Source organism: Myroides sp. N17-2 (assembly GCF_002286775.1).
Classification (GTDB): domain Bacteria; phylum Bacteroidota; class Bacteroidia; order Flavobacteriales; family Flavobacteriaceae; genus Flavobacterium.
In genome coordinates, this window is sequence record NZ_NSGJ01000016.1 from 12,518 (window position 1) to 31,844 (window position 19,327).

Annotated in this window: 17 protein-coding genes; 11 read left to right on the plus strand and 6 right to left on the minus strand. The window is 33.7% G+C overall.

From position 1 onward, the window contains the following. Window positions 1-189 precede the first annotated feature (189 nt). The gene (locus tag CF599_RS08430) at window positions 190-1,356 is read right to left on the minus strand and encodes an MFS transporter (protein WP_121965596.1); all 1,167 of its coding nucleotides are present in this window, start codon (window positions 1,354-1,356) and stop codon (window positions 190-192) included. Window positions 1,357-1,675: 319 nt separating this feature from the next. Here CF599_RS08430 and CF599_RS08440 point away from each other — a divergent pair, with 319 nt between their 5' ends. Continuing rightward, window positions 1,676-2,545 (plus strand): AraC family transcriptional regulator, encoded by an 870-nt coding sequence (locus CF599_RS08440; protein ID WP_121965597.1) that lies wholly within the window; start codon window positions 1,676-1,678, stop codon window positions 2,543-2,545. Window positions 2,546-2,752: 207 nt separating this feature from the next. Here the strand turns inward: CF599_RS08440 and CF599_RS08445 are convergent, their stop codons facing one another. Further along, complete coding sequence (locus CF599_RS08445) at window positions 2,753-3,073, minus strand: multidrug efflux SMR transporter (protein WP_121965598.1); 321 nt, start codon at window positions 3,071-3,073, stop codon at window positions 2,753-2,755. 144 nt (window positions 3,074-3,217) lie between these two features. Between CF599_RS08445 and CF599_RS08450 the strand changes: the two genes are divergently transcribed. Further along, window positions 3,218-3,547, plus strand: coding sequence for a helix-turn-helix domain-containing protein (locus CF599_RS08450; protein ID WP_254050263.1), 330 nt, complete (start codon window positions 3,218-3,220; stop codon window positions 3,545-3,547). A gap of 55 nt (window positions 3,548-3,602) precedes the next feature. Continuing rightward, window positions 3,603-4,496 (plus strand): arginase family protein, encoded by an 894-nt coding sequence (locus tag CF599_RS08455; RefSeq protein ID WP_121965599.1) that lies wholly within the window; start codon window positions 3,603-3,605, stop codon window positions 4,494-4,496. Window positions 4,497-4,539: 43 nt separating this feature from the next. Here the strand turns inward: CF599_RS08455 and CF599_RS08460 are convergent, their stop codons facing one another. Continuing rightward, entirely contained in the window at window positions 4,540-5,268 is a 729-nt protein-coding gene (locus CF599_RS08460; protein ID WP_121965600.1) for a hypothetical protein, read from the minus strand. 224 nt (window positions 5,269-5,492) lie between these two features. On the opposite strand from CF599_RS08460, the gene CF599_RS08465 reads away from it, so the two are divergent. Both CF599_RS08465 and CF599_RS08470 read left to right on the plus strand, forming a co-directional pair. Beyond that, the gene (locus CF599_RS08465; RefSeq protein ID WP_254050264.1) at window positions 5,493-6,635 is read left to right on the plus strand and encodes a DegT/DnrJ/EryC1/StrS aminotransferase family protein; all 1,143 of its coding nucleotides are present in this window, start codon (window positions 5,493-5,495) and stop codon (window positions 6,633-6,635) included. A gap of 116 nt (window positions 6,636-6,751) precedes the next feature. Then, window positions 6,752-7,414: a phosphatidylserine decarboxylase family protein gene (locus tag CF599_RS08470; RefSeq protein WP_121965601.1), complete on the plus strand. Its 663-nt coding sequence runs from the start codon at window positions 6,752-6,754 to the stop codon at window positions 7,412-7,414. A gap of 220 nt (window positions 7,415-7,634) precedes the next feature. On the opposite strand, the gene CF599_RS08475 is transcribed toward CF599_RS08470, so the two are convergent. Both CF599_RS08475 and CF599_RS08480 read right to left on the minus strand, forming a co-directional pair. Continuing rightward, on the minus strand, window positions 7,635-8,993 hold the full coding sequence (locus tag CF599_RS08475; protein WP_121965602.1) for a hydroxymethylglutaryl-CoA synthase family protein: 1,359 nt from the start codon (window positions 8,991-8,993) through the stop codon (window positions 7,635-7,637). Window positions 8,994-9,181: 188 nt separating this feature from the next. Then, window positions 9,182-11,155, minus strand: coding sequence for a WG repeat-containing protein (locus tag CF599_RS08480; RefSeq protein WP_121965603.1), 1,974 nt, complete (start codon window positions 11,153-11,155; stop codon window positions 9,182-9,184). A gap of 200 nt (window positions 11,156-11,355) precedes the next feature. On the opposite strand from CF599_RS08480, the gene rlmF reads away from it, so the two are divergent. Both rlmF and CF599_RS08490 read left to right on the plus strand, forming a co-directional pair. After that, a complete protein-coding gene (gene rlmF / locus CF599_RS08485; protein WP_121965604.1) occupies window positions 11,356-12,264 on the plus strand; it encodes a 23S rRNA (adenine(1618)-N(6))-methyltransferase RlmF in 909 nt (302 codons plus the stop codon). 157 nt (window positions 12,265-12,421) lie between these two features. Next, window positions 12,422-14,068, plus strand: a complete 1,647-nt coding sequence (locus CF599_RS08490; protein WP_121965605.1) for a mechanosensitive ion channel family protein — start codon at window positions 12,422-12,424, stop codon at window positions 14,066-14,068. Window positions 14,069-14,282: 214 nt separating this feature from the next. Here CF599_RS08490 and CF599_RS08495 read toward each other — a convergent pair whose 3' ends face one another. Continuing rightward, window positions 14,283-15,116, minus strand: a complete 834-nt coding sequence (locus CF599_RS08495) for a universal stress protein (RefSeq protein WP_121965606.1) — start codon at window positions 15,114-15,116, stop codon at window positions 14,283-14,285. 240 nt (window positions 15,117-15,356) lie between these two features. Here CF599_RS08495 and mnmE point away from each other — a divergent pair, with 240 nt between their 5' ends. The 4 genes from mnmE (at window position 15,357) to CF599_RS08515 (ending at window position 19,197) form a co-directional block, all read left to right on the plus strand. After that, on the plus strand, window positions 15,357-16,748 hold the full coding sequence (gene mnmE / locus CF599_RS08500) for a tRNA uridine-5-carboxymethylaminomethyl(34) synthesis GTPase MnmE (protein ID WP_121965607.1): 1,392 nt from the start codon (window positions 15,357-15,359) through the stop codon (window positions 16,746-16,748). A 149-nt stretch (window positions 16,749-16,897) separates the two neighbouring features. Continuing rightward, a complete protein-coding gene (locus CF599_RS08505; protein WP_121965608.1) occupies window positions 16,898-18,037 on the plus strand; it encodes a site-specific integrase in 1,140 nt (379 codons plus the stop codon). Between the two features lie 4 nt (window positions 18,038-18,041). Further along, window positions 18,042-18,743 (plus strand): hypothetical protein, encoded by a 702-nt coding sequence (locus tag CF599_RS08510; RefSeq protein WP_121965609.1) that lies wholly within the window; start codon window positions 18,042-18,044, stop codon window positions 18,741-18,743. Between the two features lie 67 nt (window positions 18,744-18,810). After that, window positions 18,811-19,197 (plus strand): AlpA family transcriptional regulator, encoded by a 387-nt coding sequence (locus tag CF599_RS08515; RefSeq protein WP_121965610.1) that lies wholly within the window; start codon window positions 18,811-18,813, stop codon window positions 19,195-19,197. The last annotated feature ends 130 nt before the right edge of the window (window positions 19,198-19,327 follow it).

Below are 19,327 nucleotides of genomic sequence, written 5' to 3' on the forward strand. Positions count from 1 at the left end.
AAACCGAAACAGCATAAAAACCCCTGTTTTAGCCCTCTTAATGTATGATATGGTAAGTTTAAATATTGACCTGGGAAATTGGCCTAAAAAAATGATGATTTGTATTGGTATTCAGTGCTTTGCAAATATAGGAATAAAAAAACAACATTTTTTCTAGACCCTTGTATTTTGCTTTAAATTAAATACTAGCTAGTTGTCTTGCAGTACTTTTAACCTGCTTGCCATAAGCACCATAATCACACCAAATATAGCAAATAACGCATATGAGTATCTTAAGTCTAGCCATTCGGCTATAAATCCGATAGCAGGTGGTCCTATTAAAAAACCTAAGAAAGAGATAGTAGACACTAAGGTTAAGGAGATACTAGCGCTAACCTTACTGTGCTTACCTGCGATGCCAAATACTGTAGGCACACTGCATGAACTTCCTAATCCGACAATCATAAAAGCAAGGGTGCATACCCAAATATTAGGAGTCAGTACAGCGATGATAAGTCCTGAGCTCATAAATGTACCACATAGTTGTATTACACGTTTTCTGCCTAATTTAGTGACTAGATAATCTCCTAAAAACTGTCCTATAGCCATCATCAATACAAAAGAAGTATAACCGATAATAATCAACTGTTCAGGTGCTTTGACAATATCCTGAAAGTAGACACCACTCCAATCAAACATTGCGCCCTCGATAGCCATGCTCAGAAAACCAATAATACCTAATTGAATAAGTGTTTTATCCAAATGTTTAAAAATAGAACCTTTGTCTTGTTCATCCTTGTTTGTTGGGATAGTATGAACTAATAATTTAAAATTAAGTAGCCATATTAGTAATATTATAATCATAACCACAGCGAAATGAATGGAAGTAGTTAGTTTTAGGCTAAACATTAATAAACCTATCAAAGCACCTGCAAAACTGGATATACTCCATACCCCATGGAAGGAAGACATCATCGGTTTATTCATCAGGGATTCTAATTCGACTCCCTGTGTATTGATAGAGATATTGCATAGATTACCTGCAACGCCGAATAAAAATAGATCTATTGCTAATTGGATATAAGTAGTAGATAGCCCTAAGATTAATAGGATAAGTGGATAAATTAAGAACCCAAATTTGACTATGGTTTTACTGCTATATCGGTTTATTAATTTGGCAGATAAAGGCATTGTACTAATTTGCCCGATAGGCATTAATAGAAGTAATGTTCCCAATTCAGCTTCTGATAAACCTAAGTATGTTTTTATAGTAGGTATTCTACTTGCCCAAGACGATAGTATCAACCCATGTGAGAAGAAGAAAAGAGATATGGCTAAACGTATTCTGTTGTGCTGTTTGTTGTTTTGTTTTGACATATTGATAAGTTGTGTTGATCCCAGAATCAGCGTTAGCCAGATACTACAAAGAAATTCTACTTCATAGCTCTTTCATTAGTTCTAAAACCATACTACAGTATGCTTTTTTTACTGATTCAGACCTATTTTGTATAATTTCTTTTCGTTTATATGTCTATCACTTATTCTGTGTTTATTTCGTTGCGAAAGTAGCGTACTGAGTACATTTAGAGATATTCCATTTTAATGTATTTATGTTCCATTTTAAGTATTGATACGAATTAACTTAGAGAATGTGTAGCGACTGTTGTTTCGTTTTATATTTTTACAATAAAAAACAATGAACCTCTTAAAAGTTATTGATCTTAATGAGATGTATGGTATTGACTATCCTATTTCGATGGATGGCTTGTTTATTTTTGATCATGATAAGCAGTGGAATAACTCCTTTTTTAAGTTGAATTATCAATTTAGAGGGTTGATTCTATTACTGTGTAAACAGGGGACATTAACTATTAAGGTTAACAATATAAGTCATCGAGTAGCTAAAGGCGAGGTGTTGACGATACTACCTGAGATGACTGTATCTCCTGTTAAATGGAGTGAAGATTTGGATGTTGTTGTTTTTGTAATGGCATATGACTTTATAGAGAAGTATTCGATATTACCTGAACTTAGTAGTAATAAAGAGGTGTTGAATCAATTAGCTATTTCTCCAAATCAACAAGATAGCAGTATGATAGAAGAGCTATCACTACTAATCTGCAAGTATTATGCGATACCTAAATCACTGATGTTAGAGCAGATGATACAGTATCTCGCATTCTCACTGGTGACAGCTGTAGTTAAAAGCTATGTATCGCTATCAGAAAAGCAGAACTTGCAGAAAAATAGAGTCAATGAGATTACAGATCATTTTTTTGAGTTATTAAATGAACACGGGGCAGTACAGCGAAATGTAGCGTTCTATGCAGACCATCTCCATCTAACACCACAACACCTAAGTACGCTGATAAAGAAGAGAACGGGGAAGTCAGTGAAGTCTTGGATAGGATATGAAGTCATTAATAAAGCAAAAGCATATTTGAACACAACCTCGTTATCAATAAAGCAAATCAGTGATAAACTAGAGTTTGCTGATGCGTCGTTGTTCTGTAGATATTTTAAAAGATATATAGGGATGACGCCTAATGAATATAAGAATCAATAGAAGGTATAACTTGTCATTATACCTTCTAAGTTTATAGGCTAGCTTAAATCCATAATCAACAGTAGTCAAATAATACAAAGCAATTCTACTTTACAACTCTTTTATTGGCTTTGCAACTATACTATAGTATGGTTGTAGAGCTAATTCACACATATCTTGTATAATTACTTCTATCACTTATTATGGGTTAACTCCTAATTATCTTGTTTAAGATTTACCTAATTCAAGTGCTAGAACTCCACTGATGATTAGTACAATACCTAAAAGTTGTACTAAGGTAAGTGTCTCTTTAAATAAGAAAATACCTAGTATCGCTAGAATAGTGATACCTAAAGCAGCCCATATACCATAAGCTATACCGATAGGCATTCCGCTTTTTAGAGATAAAGAGAGTAGATAGTAAGCTCCCACTACTCCTAAAACAGCAATAATAGTAGGAATTATTTTTGTAAAACCATTCGATTGTCTAGTGGCGATAGCGCCTAGTACTTCTGCTATAATAGCGCCTAAAAGAAAAATGTATTTCATATGTTTCTAATTTTTAACAAAGGTAGAGCAGGGCAAAGACACACGAAATAAGTGATTAATCTATCCTTAGGATAAATTAATCACTATAATAAGATTGTATAGTCTTACAAGTAATGATTAACTTCGTGAGTATAATTGTATACTATGTATGTAAATAAGATACCACAGACACTAGATTATGGTGTGACAGTGACTCTAAAAGTAATAGGAGGGAAGTGGAAACCCTGTATCATAGACTGTATAGCGACAGGTATAAATAGACCAACTTCTATTCAGAAAGCAATAAAAAATGCTAGTTTACGTGTTATCAATCAACAGATGTCTGAATTATTAGAATACGAAATCATCTCTAAAACTGTATATGAGGGCTATCCACTCAAGGTAGAATATAGTTTAACTGATTTTGGAAAGACTTTGTTACCTCTGATTGAAATGATGCAACTTTGGGGAGATGAGCATGGGAAAGGTAGCTAAGCTTGCAAAAAATAGAAATGAAAATATAGAGGAATGATAAGTTATTAGAAAACAGATGAAAGAAAAAATCTTAATAGAATGTCCAACTAATTTAGGTCTTGCGCAGAGTGAATATGCACTTGAGCCTGGAGTAAATAAATTGCCTGATTGGCTTAACCAATGGGGTTTTCATAAAGCAGTTAACCCTTCTAAAACACTTCGAGTAGAGGCTCCTAAATATGCAATGGAGTTAGATGTAGTCACACAGGTGAGAAATGCTGATGCTATCATAAAGTATGCTACTGAGCAGATGGAGATGATGGAACAAGAGATTAGTGAGAATACATTTTTTATCTTATTAGGAGGGGACTGTAGTGTATTAATAGGTACGGCATTAGCACTTAGAAGAAAAGGACGCTTCGGTGTGTTCTATCTAGATGGTCATACGGATTATATGATTCCTGCGGAGTCTAATACACATGGAGCGGCAGGTATGGATCTAAGTATTGTCTGTGGACATGGACATCAGAACTTGACTAATATTATGGACTTAGCCCCTTATATAAAACAGCAGCATGTATATGCTGTAGGTAATCGTGAATATGATGAAGATTATGAACGACCAATAAAAAAATCTCAGGTCAACTATTATCCCCTTGATAGATTAAGAAGTACAGGAACGGATAGTGTAGTTATGCAGTTCTTAACGATGGTAGAGGTAGAGAATCTAGATGGGTATATCGTGCATCTTGATGTAGATGTACTGAATGATGAGGTAATGCCTGCAGTGGATTGTCCACAAGCAGACGGACTAAGTTATGCGGAATTCAAAGGCATCTTGCAACCATTGCTAACGAATAAGAAGTGTTATGGATTAGAGATAACTATTCTTGATCCTGATTTAGACCCAACAGGTGAGTATACACAGGAGTTTATAGCGCAAATAACATCAGTAATTAAAGCAGTTTAGTTACTTTTCGTTTATATGTCTATCGCTTATTCTGGATTAAATATTATTCACTTTCTCTGTAATTATCCATAATAGAACGAAATAGCTCCCCATTAGATGGTGGAGTTAAGATGACTGCATTTATCTTTTTATCAGTAATACTCTTTAGCGACTGAATAGTTTTTCCTCCCGTTGAAATAATAGGGAAGTTAGGAAATGTTGCCTTGATATAATCCACAATCTTTTGTGTTTCTGCTCCACCTGTAACATTAAAACAAGATACTCCTGCTTCGATGCGCGCTTTAAAATCAAAGTTTAAAGTAGAGACACTTGATATAATAGGGATGTTTATATGTTGCTTTACGGCTGCTATATCTTCATTTTTAAAAGGCTGATTTACGATAACAGCTGAGGCTCCTAAGGGCTCGGCTTTCTTCGCCATATTTATAGCAAACTCCCCTTGGGTAATTCCTCCGCCGATTCCACAGATAACAGGTTTATCAGAGAACTCTATCAAGGTCTTTATGATTCGCTCTGATGGAGCGAAAGGGTAAACGGCAAGTATGGCATCTGCATCATTATTCTCTATTAGTGCGATATCTGTAGAGAAGAGAATAGACTTTATTTTTTGGTTATTTAAGATAAGCCCTTTGCACGAGTTGATGAGGTGTAGTGGGGTAGGGAGTTTTACATTAGGACAAGGCCTTTTCTTCCAAAATAACAGAATATCTATAAGGCTTCTTTTATGTCTTGTATTAACCCAAATCGAATTTATATTGTTGGCGATACTCATAGCTATTGATTTAGAATTGGTAGGACAAAGTTTTGTTTTTTTGTCTGTTGTTGGGAGGGTTCTGCTATTAATCTGTGTATAAGTGTAGTCAAATAGGGAATTTGTGTAATGAAATGGATATAAGCAATATTTGTAAGGTCATCTATCTGGCTCGTTAGTTAATCTAAAAACTGGACTATACAGTAGGTCAGTACTAGTACTACATTTGTCTCTCAAAATATAGGATGATGAATATACAAATGGTTGACTTGCAACGTCAATATGCAAAGATAAAAAGTGAAATAGATACAGGTATAGAACAAGTAATTAAATCATGTACTTTTATAAATGGACCTGCTGTACAGGAGTTCACTACTAATTTATCAAATTATACCGGAGCAAAGCATGTTATCCCATGTGCTAATGGGACTGACGCATTACAGATAGCACTTATGGCATTAGGATTAAAGGCTGGTGATGAGGTGATCACACCCTCGTTTACATTTATTGCTACTGTAGAAGTCGTAGCATTATTAGGATTAACGCCTGTATTTGTAGACGTGGATAAAGATACGTTTACGATTAATATAGATAGCTTAGAGCAAGCGATTACTGCTAATACTAAAGCGATTATTCCCGTTCATCTATATGGACAATGTTCTAATATGGGGGATATACTGAAGATCGCTAATGCACATAATATAGCTGTAATAGAAGATAATGCACAGAGTATAGGAGGACACTATTTAGCAGATGGTAGTAGTCATAAGACAGGAACGATGGGAACTGTTAGTTGTATTTCTTTTTTTCCCTCTAAGAACTTAGGAGCTTATGGAGATGGAGGAGTGATTATGACTAATGATGATATACTAGCTGATATGATGCGTAAGATATGTAATCACGGATCTGAGAAGCGGTATTATCACGAAATAGTAGGGGTAAATAGTAGACTAGACTCTATACAGGCAGCTGTGCTCAATGTCAAGTTGAGATACTTAGATGAATACTGTAATAAAAGGAGAGAAGTAGCTCGTTTTTACAATCAAGCTTTTGCAAATACTCCAATGATTATTACTCCTTTTGAACCTGAATATAGTCACCATGTTTATCATCAATATACGATGGTATTAGAAGATGTAGATAGAGATGAGGTACATACTGAGTTAGCCAAATTAGGTATCCCAAGTATGATTTATTACCCTATCCCTTGTCATAAACAAGAGATGTTTAAACATCTAACTGATAGAGAGTATATATTACCTAATACAGAATATCTGACATCAAGGGTATTATCGCTGCCTATACATACGGAGTTATCAGAGGAGGAGTTGATTTTTATAACAGGGGGAGTGTTAAAGGTTGTAGAAGAGTTAAGAGGAAAAAAATAACTCTTATATATGGAATGGTTCTGTGTCTGAGTGGTTAGGTTTGGCTACGCAATAGCCAATACATTGGTTCGAATTCAATCGGAACCTCTATTTTATCAGTTTTAAAATTTAAATAAATGAAAATACACAAAGAAGGAAAAGGTTCTATTCTAGTAGTATTGATTAGTTGTTTTGTATTGAATCTGTTGTCATATGTTTTTATTAGTGAACAGTGGGTAATACTACGAGGGATAATTCTATTACTTACAATAGGTATTACAGGATGGGTGATTTCTTTTTTTAGAATACCCAAAAGAACATTGTTAGAAGGAGATAATTTAATATTAGCTCCCTGTGATGGAAAGGTAGTTGTGATAGAAGAGGTCGAATCTGATGAATATTTCACCGAAAAGAGATTACAGATTTCAGTCTTTATGAGCGTGTTTAATGTTCATGTCAATCGCAATCCTATAGAAGGAGAAGTGAAGTATAGCCAATATCATAAAGGTAAACATCTAGTAGCTTGGCATCCTAAGTCGTCAACAGCTAATGAACGACATACTGTAGTCTATCAACATCAAAATGGAAAAGAACTATTAGCAAAACAAATAGCAGGGGCATTGGCTAATAGAATAGTTAATTATCTTATTATAGGTACTTTAGTGAAGCAGAGTGAAGAGATGGGGTTTATTAAGTTTGGCTCTAGGGTAGACTTATTATTACCTTTAGATGTCAAGGTTAATGTCAAACTAGGAGATAATGTCAAAAGTGGTATTACTACTTTAGCCAAGTGGAAGTGATTAGTTGTCACAAAGAGAAAACCACCATTAGAATTACTAGTGGTGGTTTCTTTAACTCAGAATCAGCGTTAACCATATACTACAAAGTAATTCTACTTCATAGTTCTTTCATTAGCTCTTTAACCATACTATAGTATGCTGAAATCACTAATTCAGACTTATTTTGTATAATTCCTTTTCGCTTATATGTCTAACGCGTATTCCGGGTTTAGTTTATAAATTATTTGATGAACTTATAATATCTCGCTCCTAATAGATGAGGGATAGACGATTCGATATAGTCTAGTACGAACTCATTAGAGGCTGTTCTAATCGCTGTTTTTTGTTCTTTTTTATGTAGTGCAACATAGGTATTGAAGTCAATCGCTTCTGACTGTTTTAAAGTTTCGAAGATAGATATTTTTGGCAATCCTTCTTGCCAAGTACTTTGAACCTCTGCTTCGAATACTTTAGACTTAGAACCTGAACCATAGGCGATAAACCCTAATGTACTGTCGTTTAGGTTTTCTTTTGTATCAACGAAGTGTGTAAGAGTAGATAACAACCCTAAGAAGATAGAGCCTGTATAGATATTTCCTACATCTCCTGAAGCTAGTTCTGATGGAGCTATCTTGCTATTTAGGATTTGCATATATTCCTCTGATTTGGCAAAAGCTTTGATTTGGTCTTTAGCGTCATCAGCAGTTCTGTCTATTAAAGTAGGATTCTCTTGTAACACAATCTCGTGGAATGTTCTACGTCCTTGAAAACAATATGGAAGGTGCATTAAGATTGCTTTCCAATCTTGATATACTTTCTTGTCTTGTTTACTATTTAGCTCTTTAAAGTGTGTATACGCTTCTGTAATTCTGTTGATATAACACTCGTTAGAATACTGTCCTTCGAATACAGGTTGATCTTTGTGAATAGAGATTTCAGTTTCCTCTATCCCATGCCAAGCTTCATTGGTAGAGTTACCTGTGATGGTTTGTTTCTCTATAGCATGGTATGGTTTAAAGAAGTCAAATACGCTATCAGTAGCAACACCTGTCTGACCTGTGAAAGCAAGTACACGTGGGTTAGCAGTGATTAATAAAGCGATAGCACCTGCTCCTTGAGTATATTCTCCTGTAGAGGCAAGGTCATACTTCGCATAATCAGTAGCGATAACAATCGCTTTTTTCGTAGGATTTGCTTTGACAAAGTCAATAGCATTTTGCATTGCGTCAACTGCGCCAATACAAGCAAAGGTATGATCTACAGCATCACAGTTTCTGAAAGTCCCTTGACCATAGATTTGCTCTAAAAGACCTAGTGTATAAGACGCGATAGGTTTAGAGTTATCTAATCCGCTCTCTGTACCTACGTAGATCTTAGCGATATCTTGAGGTAATACAGTTGGGTTATCTTGAAGTAAGCTATAAGCGGCATTGGCAGCCATCGTGATGACATCTTGATAGGTATCTAATAACGCCATCTTCTGTAATCCTAGTCCTTTAGTCAGTTTTAAAGGTTCGATATTACGTGCTATGGCTAATGTATCTATAGGTAGATGAATTTTAGGGATAAAGTATGCTAAACTATCTATTCCGACTTTCATTTTAATCTTGTATTTAAGTGAACCGTAAAATTACAGGCATTTGTAATAAATAACTAGATAAAATGAATAAAGTTTGTTAGATAATGAGGGGTTGTTGGTTGGAAGTTGATAATTGTGTTGTTTTTATTTACGATAGATTGTTGAAAATAAAAAGGGAGCTATAATTAATACTATAGCGCCCTTTTTATTTATTGCAGAGGATTAACTAGTTTTCCTGTTTTATTTATTTTTCCTGTTTTATTTCCTACTGTTACTTCTGCAAATCCATTATAATCAAAGGAACTAATGCTATTATAACGGTTAGCAGCAATTAAGACTTTCCCTGTATTGTATAAAAGACCTTCATACTCGCCTTGTTTAAAGTGAAAGTAGCCATGATTTAGATAATGTGTATCATAGCTGAGATCTATATTGTCTGCTTTAAATTCAAAAACTTTTACTCCAGTATTAGTAAAGAATTCTAAGGTTTTTCCTCTTGTGTTTAGAGAGAAATTTCCATTATTCAAGAAACTAAATTGACTGTAGTAATGAGAAGTTTCTACCAATTCTTTACCAGTTCTGTAATTTACCATAACATCAGGGTTGTGATATTCAGTTGAAGAGGTATTGAAGTACATTAACCCACTTTTATCACTGATATTGATACTATATACATATTTATACTTAAAGTGTGTGATTTTCTCTCCTGTTATTTTATAAACAGCCATCTTGTCATTAATCGCTCCAACGACGTAAGCATCTTCTGTAATTCTTGTAGATCTAGATTGAAATAAATCTTTAAGAGAGAATTCTTTGGTTTTTACGTTAAAAAAAGTAACTAGGTTGTTTTTTGATAATTCAACGTAGTATTGCCCTTTTGTAGTTAGTTCTTTAATTAGCTTATAAGACTCATATTCTACATTAGTTATTTTATCTAGTTCATAATTAGCTATTCCTATGCGGTTATTGATTTCTAAGAGATATATTGGGTATTTGTCATTATGCATTAGATCAGTGATTCTATCATAATAGCCTTCTAAATATTTTCCTTGTTTATTAAGGAGTGTCATTTTATTATTTTTATGGACAATAAAACAATCTCTTTCTTCTAGATAGTTTATCCCATCAAAGGAAATGGGAACAATTATATTGTCATTAATATCAATTACTCCTATTTTCTTGTTTATGGTTACATAGAGAAGTTTTGGATCATCTTCAAAATCATTGATATAGTCATATTTTGGTTTAATTACCCAATCATATTGCTTGTTGATAACCCCTGTTTTTTTACCAATTTTTAGTTTTGTGTATTTACCATTATAAGAAAAGCTTGGAATCTCAAAGTTTTGTTCAAAACGTGGACTAATTATATATTGAAAGTCATCTCCTAAGGTTCCCCATAGCCCATTGAGGGATACATTAAAATACCAATTATTTTCTCCATATTCATAGTAGGACTTGATTTCATCTACCATATCGAATTTAGGTTCTAAAAGTTTTCCATCTAAATGATATATTCCAACTTTTTTGTCTAGCTCTAATAATGCGAACCCTTGTAAATTAAATTCATTAATCTTATCATAGATTGGAGTTAGTAAGACTTCTCCTTTTTTATTTATTAGCCCTATTTTAGAACCTAATTTTACACGTGAGTAGTGATATACAAAATTGTCTATATGATCATATTTTGGTTCGATTAGAAATGTTAGTTTACGATCTATCATTCCATACTTTTTGTTTTTAACCACAATAATGTTATCGTGATTACTAAATTCCTGTATAGAATCGTACTCAATATTGAATTTGATTTGTCCCAAAACATCAACTAGGCCATATTTATTATTCAGATGCACCCTGGTTAATCCTTCATAGTTATATTCCGTTATTTCTTTATAGATTGGTTTGATAATATATTTACCATTAGGAGCAATAGTACCCCATAGTCCTTTTTTCTTGACAATAGCGATACCATAGTCATTAAAACTAATTACATCTTCAAACTGTGGTTCAATAACAACGTTACCTGTTTTAGCATGAAAGAATCCCCATAGTTTTCCTTCTTGAAAGGATACTAAGTCACTGGCATCATAGGTAGGAACTTTAATGTCTTTTACTGAATTATCATCGCTAGAGCAAGAATATAATAAGCAATTTAAGACTAAAAGGAAGAAGATTTTTTTCATATTTAGTAGTATTGTGTGTTTGGCTAAATTAAGTTAATAAAACTGTAAAATAAAGTTTAAGTGATAGTTGTTTTGGGAGATATCGTGTCAATAAGTTGATTAAGCAGGATGATGTAGTAAAGGGATTAATTCGATAGGCATGTTTTTATGTAGTAGAAAACTCATTTAAATAACCTAATTTTGCACCAAATATCAAGATAATGAAAGACTCTAAGAAAACGCAGAAGAAATTACATGAACGCAATAAGCATCAACAGTTATATGACTTTGATAAGTTGAAACGTGTGGTACCAGAGTTAGAGGCTTTCATCATTAAGAACCCATCAGGAATAGATACTATTGATTTTGCATTGCCAGAAGCAGTTGTATTACTTAATAAGGCTATCTTGATGAAAGATTATAAGATCACGTTTTGGGATATGCCTAAGACGAATCTATGTCCACCTATTCCAGGTCGTGCTGATTATATTCATTATATAGCCGATTTATTAGCAGAAGGTAATAATGGTCAAGTGCCTACGGGAACAGGAGTGAAGGTATTAGACTTAGGAATAGGAGCTAATGTTATTTATCCAATCATAGGTGTAGCAGAATATGGATGGGAATTCGTAGGATCTGAGATAGATGTAGTTTCTCTGAAAACGGCAAATCATATCATAACAAATAACCCACATCTAAAGAATAATGTAACTCTTCGCCAACAAACGAGTAAGCGAAATATTCTAAAGAATATAATAGGAGAAAGAGAGTACTTTGATTTAGTAATCTGTAATCCTCCTTTCTTTAAATCTAGAGAAGAAGTATTAGCTAAGACTACTCAGAAACTTAGAAACTTAGGAAAAGAGGTAATAGGTAAACCAGTACAGAACTTCAGTGGACAGAATAATGAACTATGGTGTGATGGAGGAGAGCTCGCTTTTATAACTAATTATATTTATGAGAGTAAACACTTTAAGAGACAAGCTGTATGGTTTACTACATTGGTCTCTAATAAAGAACATTTAAAACCGCTACAGTCCTTACTTAAGAAGTCAGAAACTAAGGAAGTACGTGTGATAAACATGGAACAAGGAAATAAAGTTAGTCGTATATTAGCTTGGAGATATTAAGAGAAAGGTGTTCATTATGAGCACCTTTTGTTTTTTGGATAACTGTGCTCTATGAGATGAATATCATATTAGTGTATGAAAAATAGTGCATAAATCACAATCGGTATAGTTTTTGTAAAATTTGATTACATTTACTTTAATTTTAAGATTGTTTTTTATGCGATTTAGTATGCCGAATATTCGCTTTTTTATTTTACTAATGCTGGTTTTTACCACTGGCTTTACTTGGGCTAAGGGAAAGAAACCTGCTGCTAAAACTCCTGAAAAGGTTGAGGTAATACGCACGGTAGTCGTCGTTATGGAGAAGACACCTGTTATTAGTTTTAATGACACATTGTTTAATGTCTATGGTAACATCGGATCGTTTACTTCAAAACAACGCGCTAAATCAATAGAACGCAAGATAGATGCTTTAGCAGAGAATCACTTGTTCACGGGGGATTCTATCAAGTTTGCCGATACAGGTAATTACCTAAACATTATGTATCAGAACGAGATTCTGATGAGTGTAGACAGTATACAGGCAGCTCAGGAAAGTAAAACTAAAGTGCAAGCAGCACAGTATTATAAGAATCAGATTATATCAGCAGTAGAACTACAAAAAGAAAATACAAGCTGGCAACAGATTTTAATACAGGTTGCAGGGACAGTAGGTATTGTCATCGTAGAGATTTTTATTCTTAAAGGAATACGATATTTCTATAGAAGATGTAAGGTCGCTATCTGGAAACAACGTGGGAAGAAGATTAAGGGAATATTTGGTATTATCGATGATCATAGAGCGATGCTTACCACTATTTCGATAGCAAAAGTAATTAAGTTTTTAGTAGTTCTGATCTTCTTATATTTAGGATTATTAGCAGTCTTTAAATTATTTCCTTATACAAAACATATATCAGATCAACTTTTAGAATATGTGTTATCCCCTCTTCGATCAGTAGGAAAGAGTGTGAAAGCTTATATGCCTAAGTTGTTTACGATAGCAGTCATCGTGTTTATCTTTAAATATATACAGAAGTTTGTTCGCTCTCTAGCAGAGAAGATAGCAACGAATAAGATAACAATTAAAGGGTTTTACCCTGATTGGGCAATGCCGACTTATAATCTTATCAGTGGATTGTTATTTATCTTTATGTTCATATTGATATTTCCTTATCTGCCTAATTCAGATTCACAGATATTTCAGGGAGTATCAGTATTCGCAGGTATTATGTTATCACTAGGATCGACATCTGTCATCGGAAATCTAGTAGCAGGGTTAGTTATAACTTATATGAGACCTTTTAAACTAGGCGATCGAATTAAGCTAGGTGAGTTTACAGGAGATGTATTAGAAAAGACAGCGTTAGTGACGAGAATAAAGACTCCTAAGAACGAAGTTATCACTATACCTAACTCTAATATTATGTCTGCTCAAACGGTGAATTATACACAGTCAGCTAAAGAACATGGCTTAATATTATACTTAACTATAGGTGCTGGATATCATGTGCCTTGGCAAAAAGTACATGAGATGCTATATGAGATAGCCAATAGAACGGAGCATGTATTAAAACGTCAGAAGCCATTTATCTTACAAGATCAGTTTAGAGATTTTTATGTAGACTATCAACTGAACGTCTATATTAAAGAAGCTAAACTTAGTGCAAAGGTTTATTCAGACTTGCGTCAACATGCGCAAGATGTATTTGCAGAGAATAATATAGAAATGGTGGCTCCTCATTATAGTGTAAGCCGCATTGTCGATGGTGAGGATAGTGCAGTACCACCAAAATATGTGAAAGATCAACCCGAGAAGAGATAGTAATACCTTAAATCTGCAACTACCATTTACTACGAATAAATTCTACTTTACATAGCTTCAATTAGCTCTTAAACCATACTACAGTGTGCTTTAATCACTAATCTAGCTCTGTTTTGTACAATTCATTCTCGTTTAAACGTTATCTGCAGATTTAAGGTAATACAAAAGGGCGCCTAGAATATAGACGCCCTTTTGTTGATTATATAAGTATTGTTTACTCTTCGTGGAAAGCTAATACAGGCACATAGTTGTGGTAGCTTAGCTTTTTAGTCATACTACTAGTAAATAGTTTTTCGAAGAACGTTCTGTTTCTTTTTACTGAAACTAATAGATCGATATTCTCTTGGTCTAAGAAGTCAAAAACAGCTTTCTCTACATCATTACTTTCTACGATGTAGAAGTTAACATTGTCATTCTTGAAGTTCTCTTTCCAACTATTGATAATAGCAGTGTCTACTTTATCTTTATTAGTAGCTACGTGGATACACTTAACTGTAGCGTCAAATCCCTTAGCGATACTGATAATCGTCTCTAAAGTAGTTTTATCTTGTGAACTGAACAATGTCGTGAATGCGATAGAATTAATTCCGTCAAAGATAGCATCATGAGGAATACTCAATACTGGTACCCCTAACGAACCAATAGCGTTAGCTGTATTAGAACCTAAGATTTTCTTATCTAATCCAGAGTTACCATTCGTACCCATTACTACTAAATCAATGTTCTCTTCTTTCACACGTTTTTTCATAATTGTGTTTAAGAATCCTTCTTCTAAGATAAAGTGCATAGGAACATGATCTAAATTATGTTTCATAGCGATATCTCTAATTAAAGGAACTTGATCTTTAAAGTTTTCAAAGTTGCTAAGTTCGATAGATTTATATACATCCTGAACCATTACAGGGTTTGCTGTAGCTGAAATCACAGGCATTTCATAAGCGTGTAGTACAAAAAGAGTAGCATTTTGGTTCTCTGCCATTCTCAATGCGTATACTAGAGCATTATTAGCTGTTTCAGAAAAATCTGTAGGGAATAGTATTTTTTTCATGGTATCCAATTGTTTTATTTCTATAAAGATAAGAATAAAGTTTATGTTTTTATAGTATTTAAAGGGCTAAAAGTTGTAAAATGTATCTTCATCCCCATTACTTTATCATAAAACCCCTAGTTTATACCTATATCGTATATAATCGCACTTGGTGAATTAGTGATAATGACCCAAGAACAAAAAAAGGCAATAGTATGATTGGAGGAATAAATATTATCTTTGCCTATATTTAGAATAGATATGATTTTACAAGATACTATAGTTGCCTTAGCGACTCCTTCTGGAGCTGGAGCCATCGCTATTATAAGAGTGTCGGGCAAAGAAGCCATCACATTAGTGAATGGCATCTTTAGATCGATCAAAAACAAAGACCTTACTAAACAAAAAACCCATACTTTACATTTGGGACATATCGTTGATGGAGATAGAGTACTGGATCAAGTATTAGTTTCGCTGTTTAAAGGGCCAAACTCATATACAGGAGAAGATACGATTGAAATTTCTTGTCACGGCTCAACCTTCATTCAACAGCAAATCATTCAACTGTGCTTGCGTAAAGGGGCTAAAATGGCACAAGCAGGGGAGTTCACGATGCGTGCCTTCCTTAATGGCAAATTAGACCTATCACAGGCAGAAGCTGTGGCTGACTTAATCGCATCAGATAATGAAGCGAGTCACCAAATCGCAATGCAACAAATGCGTGGTGGTTTCTCTAGTGAGATTGCTTTATTAAGAGAGCAGTTATTAAACTTCGCTTCATTAATCGAGTTAGAACTAGACTTCTCAGAAGAGGATGTAGAGTTCGCAGATCGCACACAGTTTAGAGAGCTAATAGAGCGTATAGAGTTTGTCTTAAAGCGCCTAATCGACTCTTTCGCTGTCGGTAATGTGATTAAGAACGGAATACCTGTAGCCATAGTAGGGGAGCCTAACGTTGGGAAATCAACCCTATTAAACGCTCTGTTAAATGAAGAACGTGCTATCGTATCTGATATCGCAGGTACTACTCGTGATACTATCGAAGACGAATTAGTGATCGAGGGTATGGGCTTTAGATTTATCGATACTGCAGGTATCCGTGAGACTAAGGATGTAGTGGAGAGTATCGGTATCCAAAAGACTTTTGAGAAAATAGAAAGTGCACAGGTAGTAATTTACCTTATCGATGGGGCACAACTTAATAATAGTTCTCTAGATACTATCAAGATAGAATTAGAGAAATTAAAGAACAAGTATCCTTTAAAGCCACTATTAGTGGTGTGTAATAAAAAGGACTTGTTATCTGCTGAACAAATAGCGTTATATCAAGCTGATATTGAGAATCTGATGCTGATGTCTGCGAAACAAAACATAGGTGTAGAGGAGTTAAAACAAGCTTTATTAGGCTTCGTAAATACTGGTGCTTTACGCAATAACGAAACGATAGTAACGAATACCCGCCACTATGATTCCCTGCTAAAAGCATTAGAGGAAATAGAAAAAGTGAAATGGGGACTTCAGACGAATTTATCTGCTGACCTTATGGCTATCGATATCCGTCAGGCACTGTATTATTTCGGTGAAATAACAGGACAAGTTACGAATGATGAGTTGCTAGGGAATATCTTTGCGAACTTCTGTATCGGCAAATAGATTACGTTTCTCTTAGTAAGATATACTTTCTTTTATTTGACTATCAGGTTTTTATACTTGATAGTCTTTTCTTTTTGTTTACTTTTGTATCCGATGATGTACTAATTTAGTACTGTTTTTGAATCTCAATCTGTACAAATGTACCAATTATGAAAATATCACTTATAGAACGTAAATTAAAAGATGGATCAATAAATCTGGCTATTGAATATTACAAAGGATCAGAAGTTACATTAGAAGGTAAACGTAAACATATTAGAGAATACGAAAATCTAAAATTGTACCTACACGGTGTACCAAAAAATGCTATTGAAAAAAAAGAAAATAAAGAAGCACTCTTATTAGCTAAAAAACTTCTTGCTATAAGAGAAGCGGAATACTATCAAGGTAAGTTTGACCTTAAAAATACCACAAAAGGTAAAAGACGCTTTTTAGACTATTTTCACGAGAAAACAGAAGAAAAGTCTGGTAGTCTTAAAAACTATGGTAATTGGACTGCTACGATGGTTCATTTAAAGCGCTGTACCTCTCCCAATACTGTTTTTGATGATATTGATGAGAAATTTGTAAAACGCATTCGTACCTACTTTGATAAAGAAGCACGTACTAAGAGCGGTTTACCTTTATCACTAAATTCTAAATACTCCTACTTTAATAAATTTAAAGCCTGCTTGCGTTCGGCATTTGATGAAGGCTACTTAGCTATAAACTATGCATCTAAAGCAAAATCATTTGAACAGGCAGAAAGCCAAAGAGAATACCTAACACATGAAGAATTGCAAAGTCTGGTAAATACAGAATGCAAGTATGAAGTATTGAAACGTGCATTTATATTCTCTTGTTTAAGTAGTTTACGTTGGAGTGATATAAATAAAATGGTTTGGGCAGAAGTAAGAGAAGAATATCAAGATAATGAGTTAGTGTTTAAAATTCATTTTGAGCAACAAAAAACGGGAGGCATAGAATATTTATATATATCTAAGCAAGCACGTGATTTGTTAGGTGAGCGCAAAGGAAATTTGGATCGTGTATTTATTGGCTTAAAATATTCAGCTGTCTATAATAATGAGATTGTTCGCTGGTGTAATCGTGCGGGAATATCTAAACATATCACCTTCCATAGTGCGAGACATACTAATGCTGTGTTATTATTAGAAAATGGTGTAGACATTTACACTTTGTCAAAACGTATGGGCCACAGTGAAATTCGAACAACTGCTATATATGCTAAAATTATAGATCAAAAGAACAAAGAAGCATCTAATTTAATCCCAGAACTAAGTTTTTAAGAATATGAATGGTATAATTGAATTAATATATAGTCTAATCTTGGTTTCCTTCCTTATGTATGTTTTTCCTAAAGTAAAACGAGAAAAGGGAGTAAAAGGAGTGTTAATACTGTATTTATCACTACTTGTAAGTATTGGTCTATATATAACCGTAACTAGTTTGTTTTGGGGGACTGAATACATCAAGACCTTACATATTTTAGTGTGTAGTATAGCTGTTTTTACTATCTTTTTTTTAATTACTGTAATTTCCAAAATTCCTCAAGATATTTCAATAAATATGAAAAGTGATCAAGTAAAAAAAGTATCAATTAAAGATGAGGGTAATATTGAGATAGAAAATAACAAAAACACCCTATTTCCACCAATTCTTCTAAAAGCATTTTATTCTGAATTTTATAAAGCTAATTTGATTAATCAAGGACTAGATTTTGAGGAATTTAAAATAGCTCTTACTGAAAAGAGATTATGCATAAATTTAAATAGTCCTTCTTTATACTTTTTTCACACTCAAATTAAATTGATCAATAAAGATATTAAATTGAATGAGTTTATTACATATTTTAAAGATATCAATGGAAATGATTTCAATTATGGCACAGTGAGAAATGGGAAAACACAAACTGAACCATTACACAAAGAATTGATTGAGTCAATCTTTGAAACAAATACTATGACAAAGCAACTAAATACCATGACATCATAAAGTAATCTATTGATTGTCATATCTAAAACCCTGTTCATTTGCACTATAACCATATAAAAGAAACTATATGAAAACGATAGAAAGCAAAGACGTAAGAACGGAAAATGTTGTTCAATTACAGCAAATATTACTTCAAACAATTGAAGAGTTTAGTGCATTTAAAAACCAAATAATCCATCAACAAAGAGAACTTAAAGAAGCTATTGGTTTTAATCTGATTCAGCAAAAAGAAATGATTAATGTACAAGAGTTATCTGATTATATAGGAATGTCAACATCAAGTATTTATAAGCTTGTTTACAATAACGTAATTCCTTTTTACAAACCTAATGGAAAGATATTGTATTTCGATCGTGAAGAAATAAATACTTGGTTACGTCAAAACAAAAGTCAATCAATATCACAGATAGAGCAACAAGCTCTTGATTATTCACTGAAGAATAGAAAAAAATAAAGCGTTCAAACGTATCCGCCCGAGCAAGTACATCTTGTGAAGTCTAAATATTATTGTACAGCGTCAGTGATTAACGTTTTGTAATTATGAGGATATAGGTCAGTAATCTTCTTGTGATTTATAGATTGAA

Bases quoted from the DNA above. Each gene is read 5' to 3' on its own strand.
- CF599_RS08430 (WP_121965596.1), bottom strand. From the start codon at position 1,356: ATGTCAAAACAAAACAACAAACAGCACAACAGAATACGTTTAGCCATA.
- CF599_RS08440 (WP_121965597.1), top strand. From the start codon at position 1,676: ATGAACCTCTTAAAAGTTATTGATCTTAATGAGATGTATGGTATTGAC.
- CF599_RS08445 (WP_121965598.1), bottom strand. From the start codon at position 3,073: ATGAAATACATTTTTCTTTTAGGCGCTATTATAGCAGAAGTACTAGGC.
- CF599_RS08450 (WP_254050263.1), top strand. From the start codon at position 3,218: ATGTATGTAAATAAGATACCACAGACACTAGATTATGGTGTGACAGTG.
- CF599_RS08455 (WP_121965599.1), top strand. From the start codon at position 3,603: ATGAAAGAAAAAATCTTAATAGAATGTCCAACTAATTTAGGTCTTGCG.
- CF599_RS08460 (WP_121965600.1), bottom strand. From the start codon at position 5,268: ATGAGTATCGCCAACAATATAAATTCGATTTGGGTTAATACAAGACAT.
- CF599_RS08465 (WP_254050264.1), top strand. From the start codon at position 5,493: ATGATGAATATACAAATGGTTGACTTGCAACGTCAATATGCAAAGATA.
- CF599_RS08470 (WP_121965601.1), top strand. From the start codon at position 6,752: ATGAAAATACACAAAGAAGGAAAAGGTTCTATTCTAGTAGTATTGATT.
- CF599_RS08475 (WP_121965602.1), bottom strand. From the start codon at position 8,993: ATGAAAGTCGGAATAGATAGTTTAGCATACTTTATCCCTAAAATTCAT.
- CF599_RS08480 (WP_121965603.1), bottom strand. From the start codon at position 11,155: ATGAAAAAAATCTTCTTCCTTTTAGTCTTAAATTGCTTATTATATTCT.
- rlmF (WP_121965604.1), top strand. From the start codon at position 11,356: ATGAAAGACTCTAAGAAAACGCAGAAGAAATTACATGAACGCAATAAG.
- CF599_RS08490 (WP_121965605.1), top strand. From the start codon at position 12,422: ATGCGATTTAGTATGCCGAATATTCGCTTTTTTATTTTACTAATGCTG.
- CF599_RS08495 (WP_121965606.1), bottom strand. From the start codon at position 15,116: ATGAAAAAAATACTATTCCCTACAGATTTTTCTGAAACAGCTAATAAT.
- mnmE (WP_121965607.1), top strand. From the start codon at position 15,357: ATGATTTTACAAGATACTATAGTTGCCTTAGCGACTCCTTCTGGAGCT.
- CF599_RS08505 (WP_121965608.1), top strand. From the start codon at position 16,898: ATGAAAATATCACTTATAGAACGTAAATTAAAAGATGGATCAATAAAT.
- CF599_RS08510 (WP_121965609.1), top strand. From the start codon at position 18,042: ATGAATGGTATAATTGAATTAATATATAGTCTAATCTTGGTTTCCTTC.
- CF599_RS08515 (WP_121965610.1), top strand. From the start codon at position 18,811: ATGAAAACGATAGAAAGCAAAGACGTAAGAACGGAAAATGTTGTTCAA.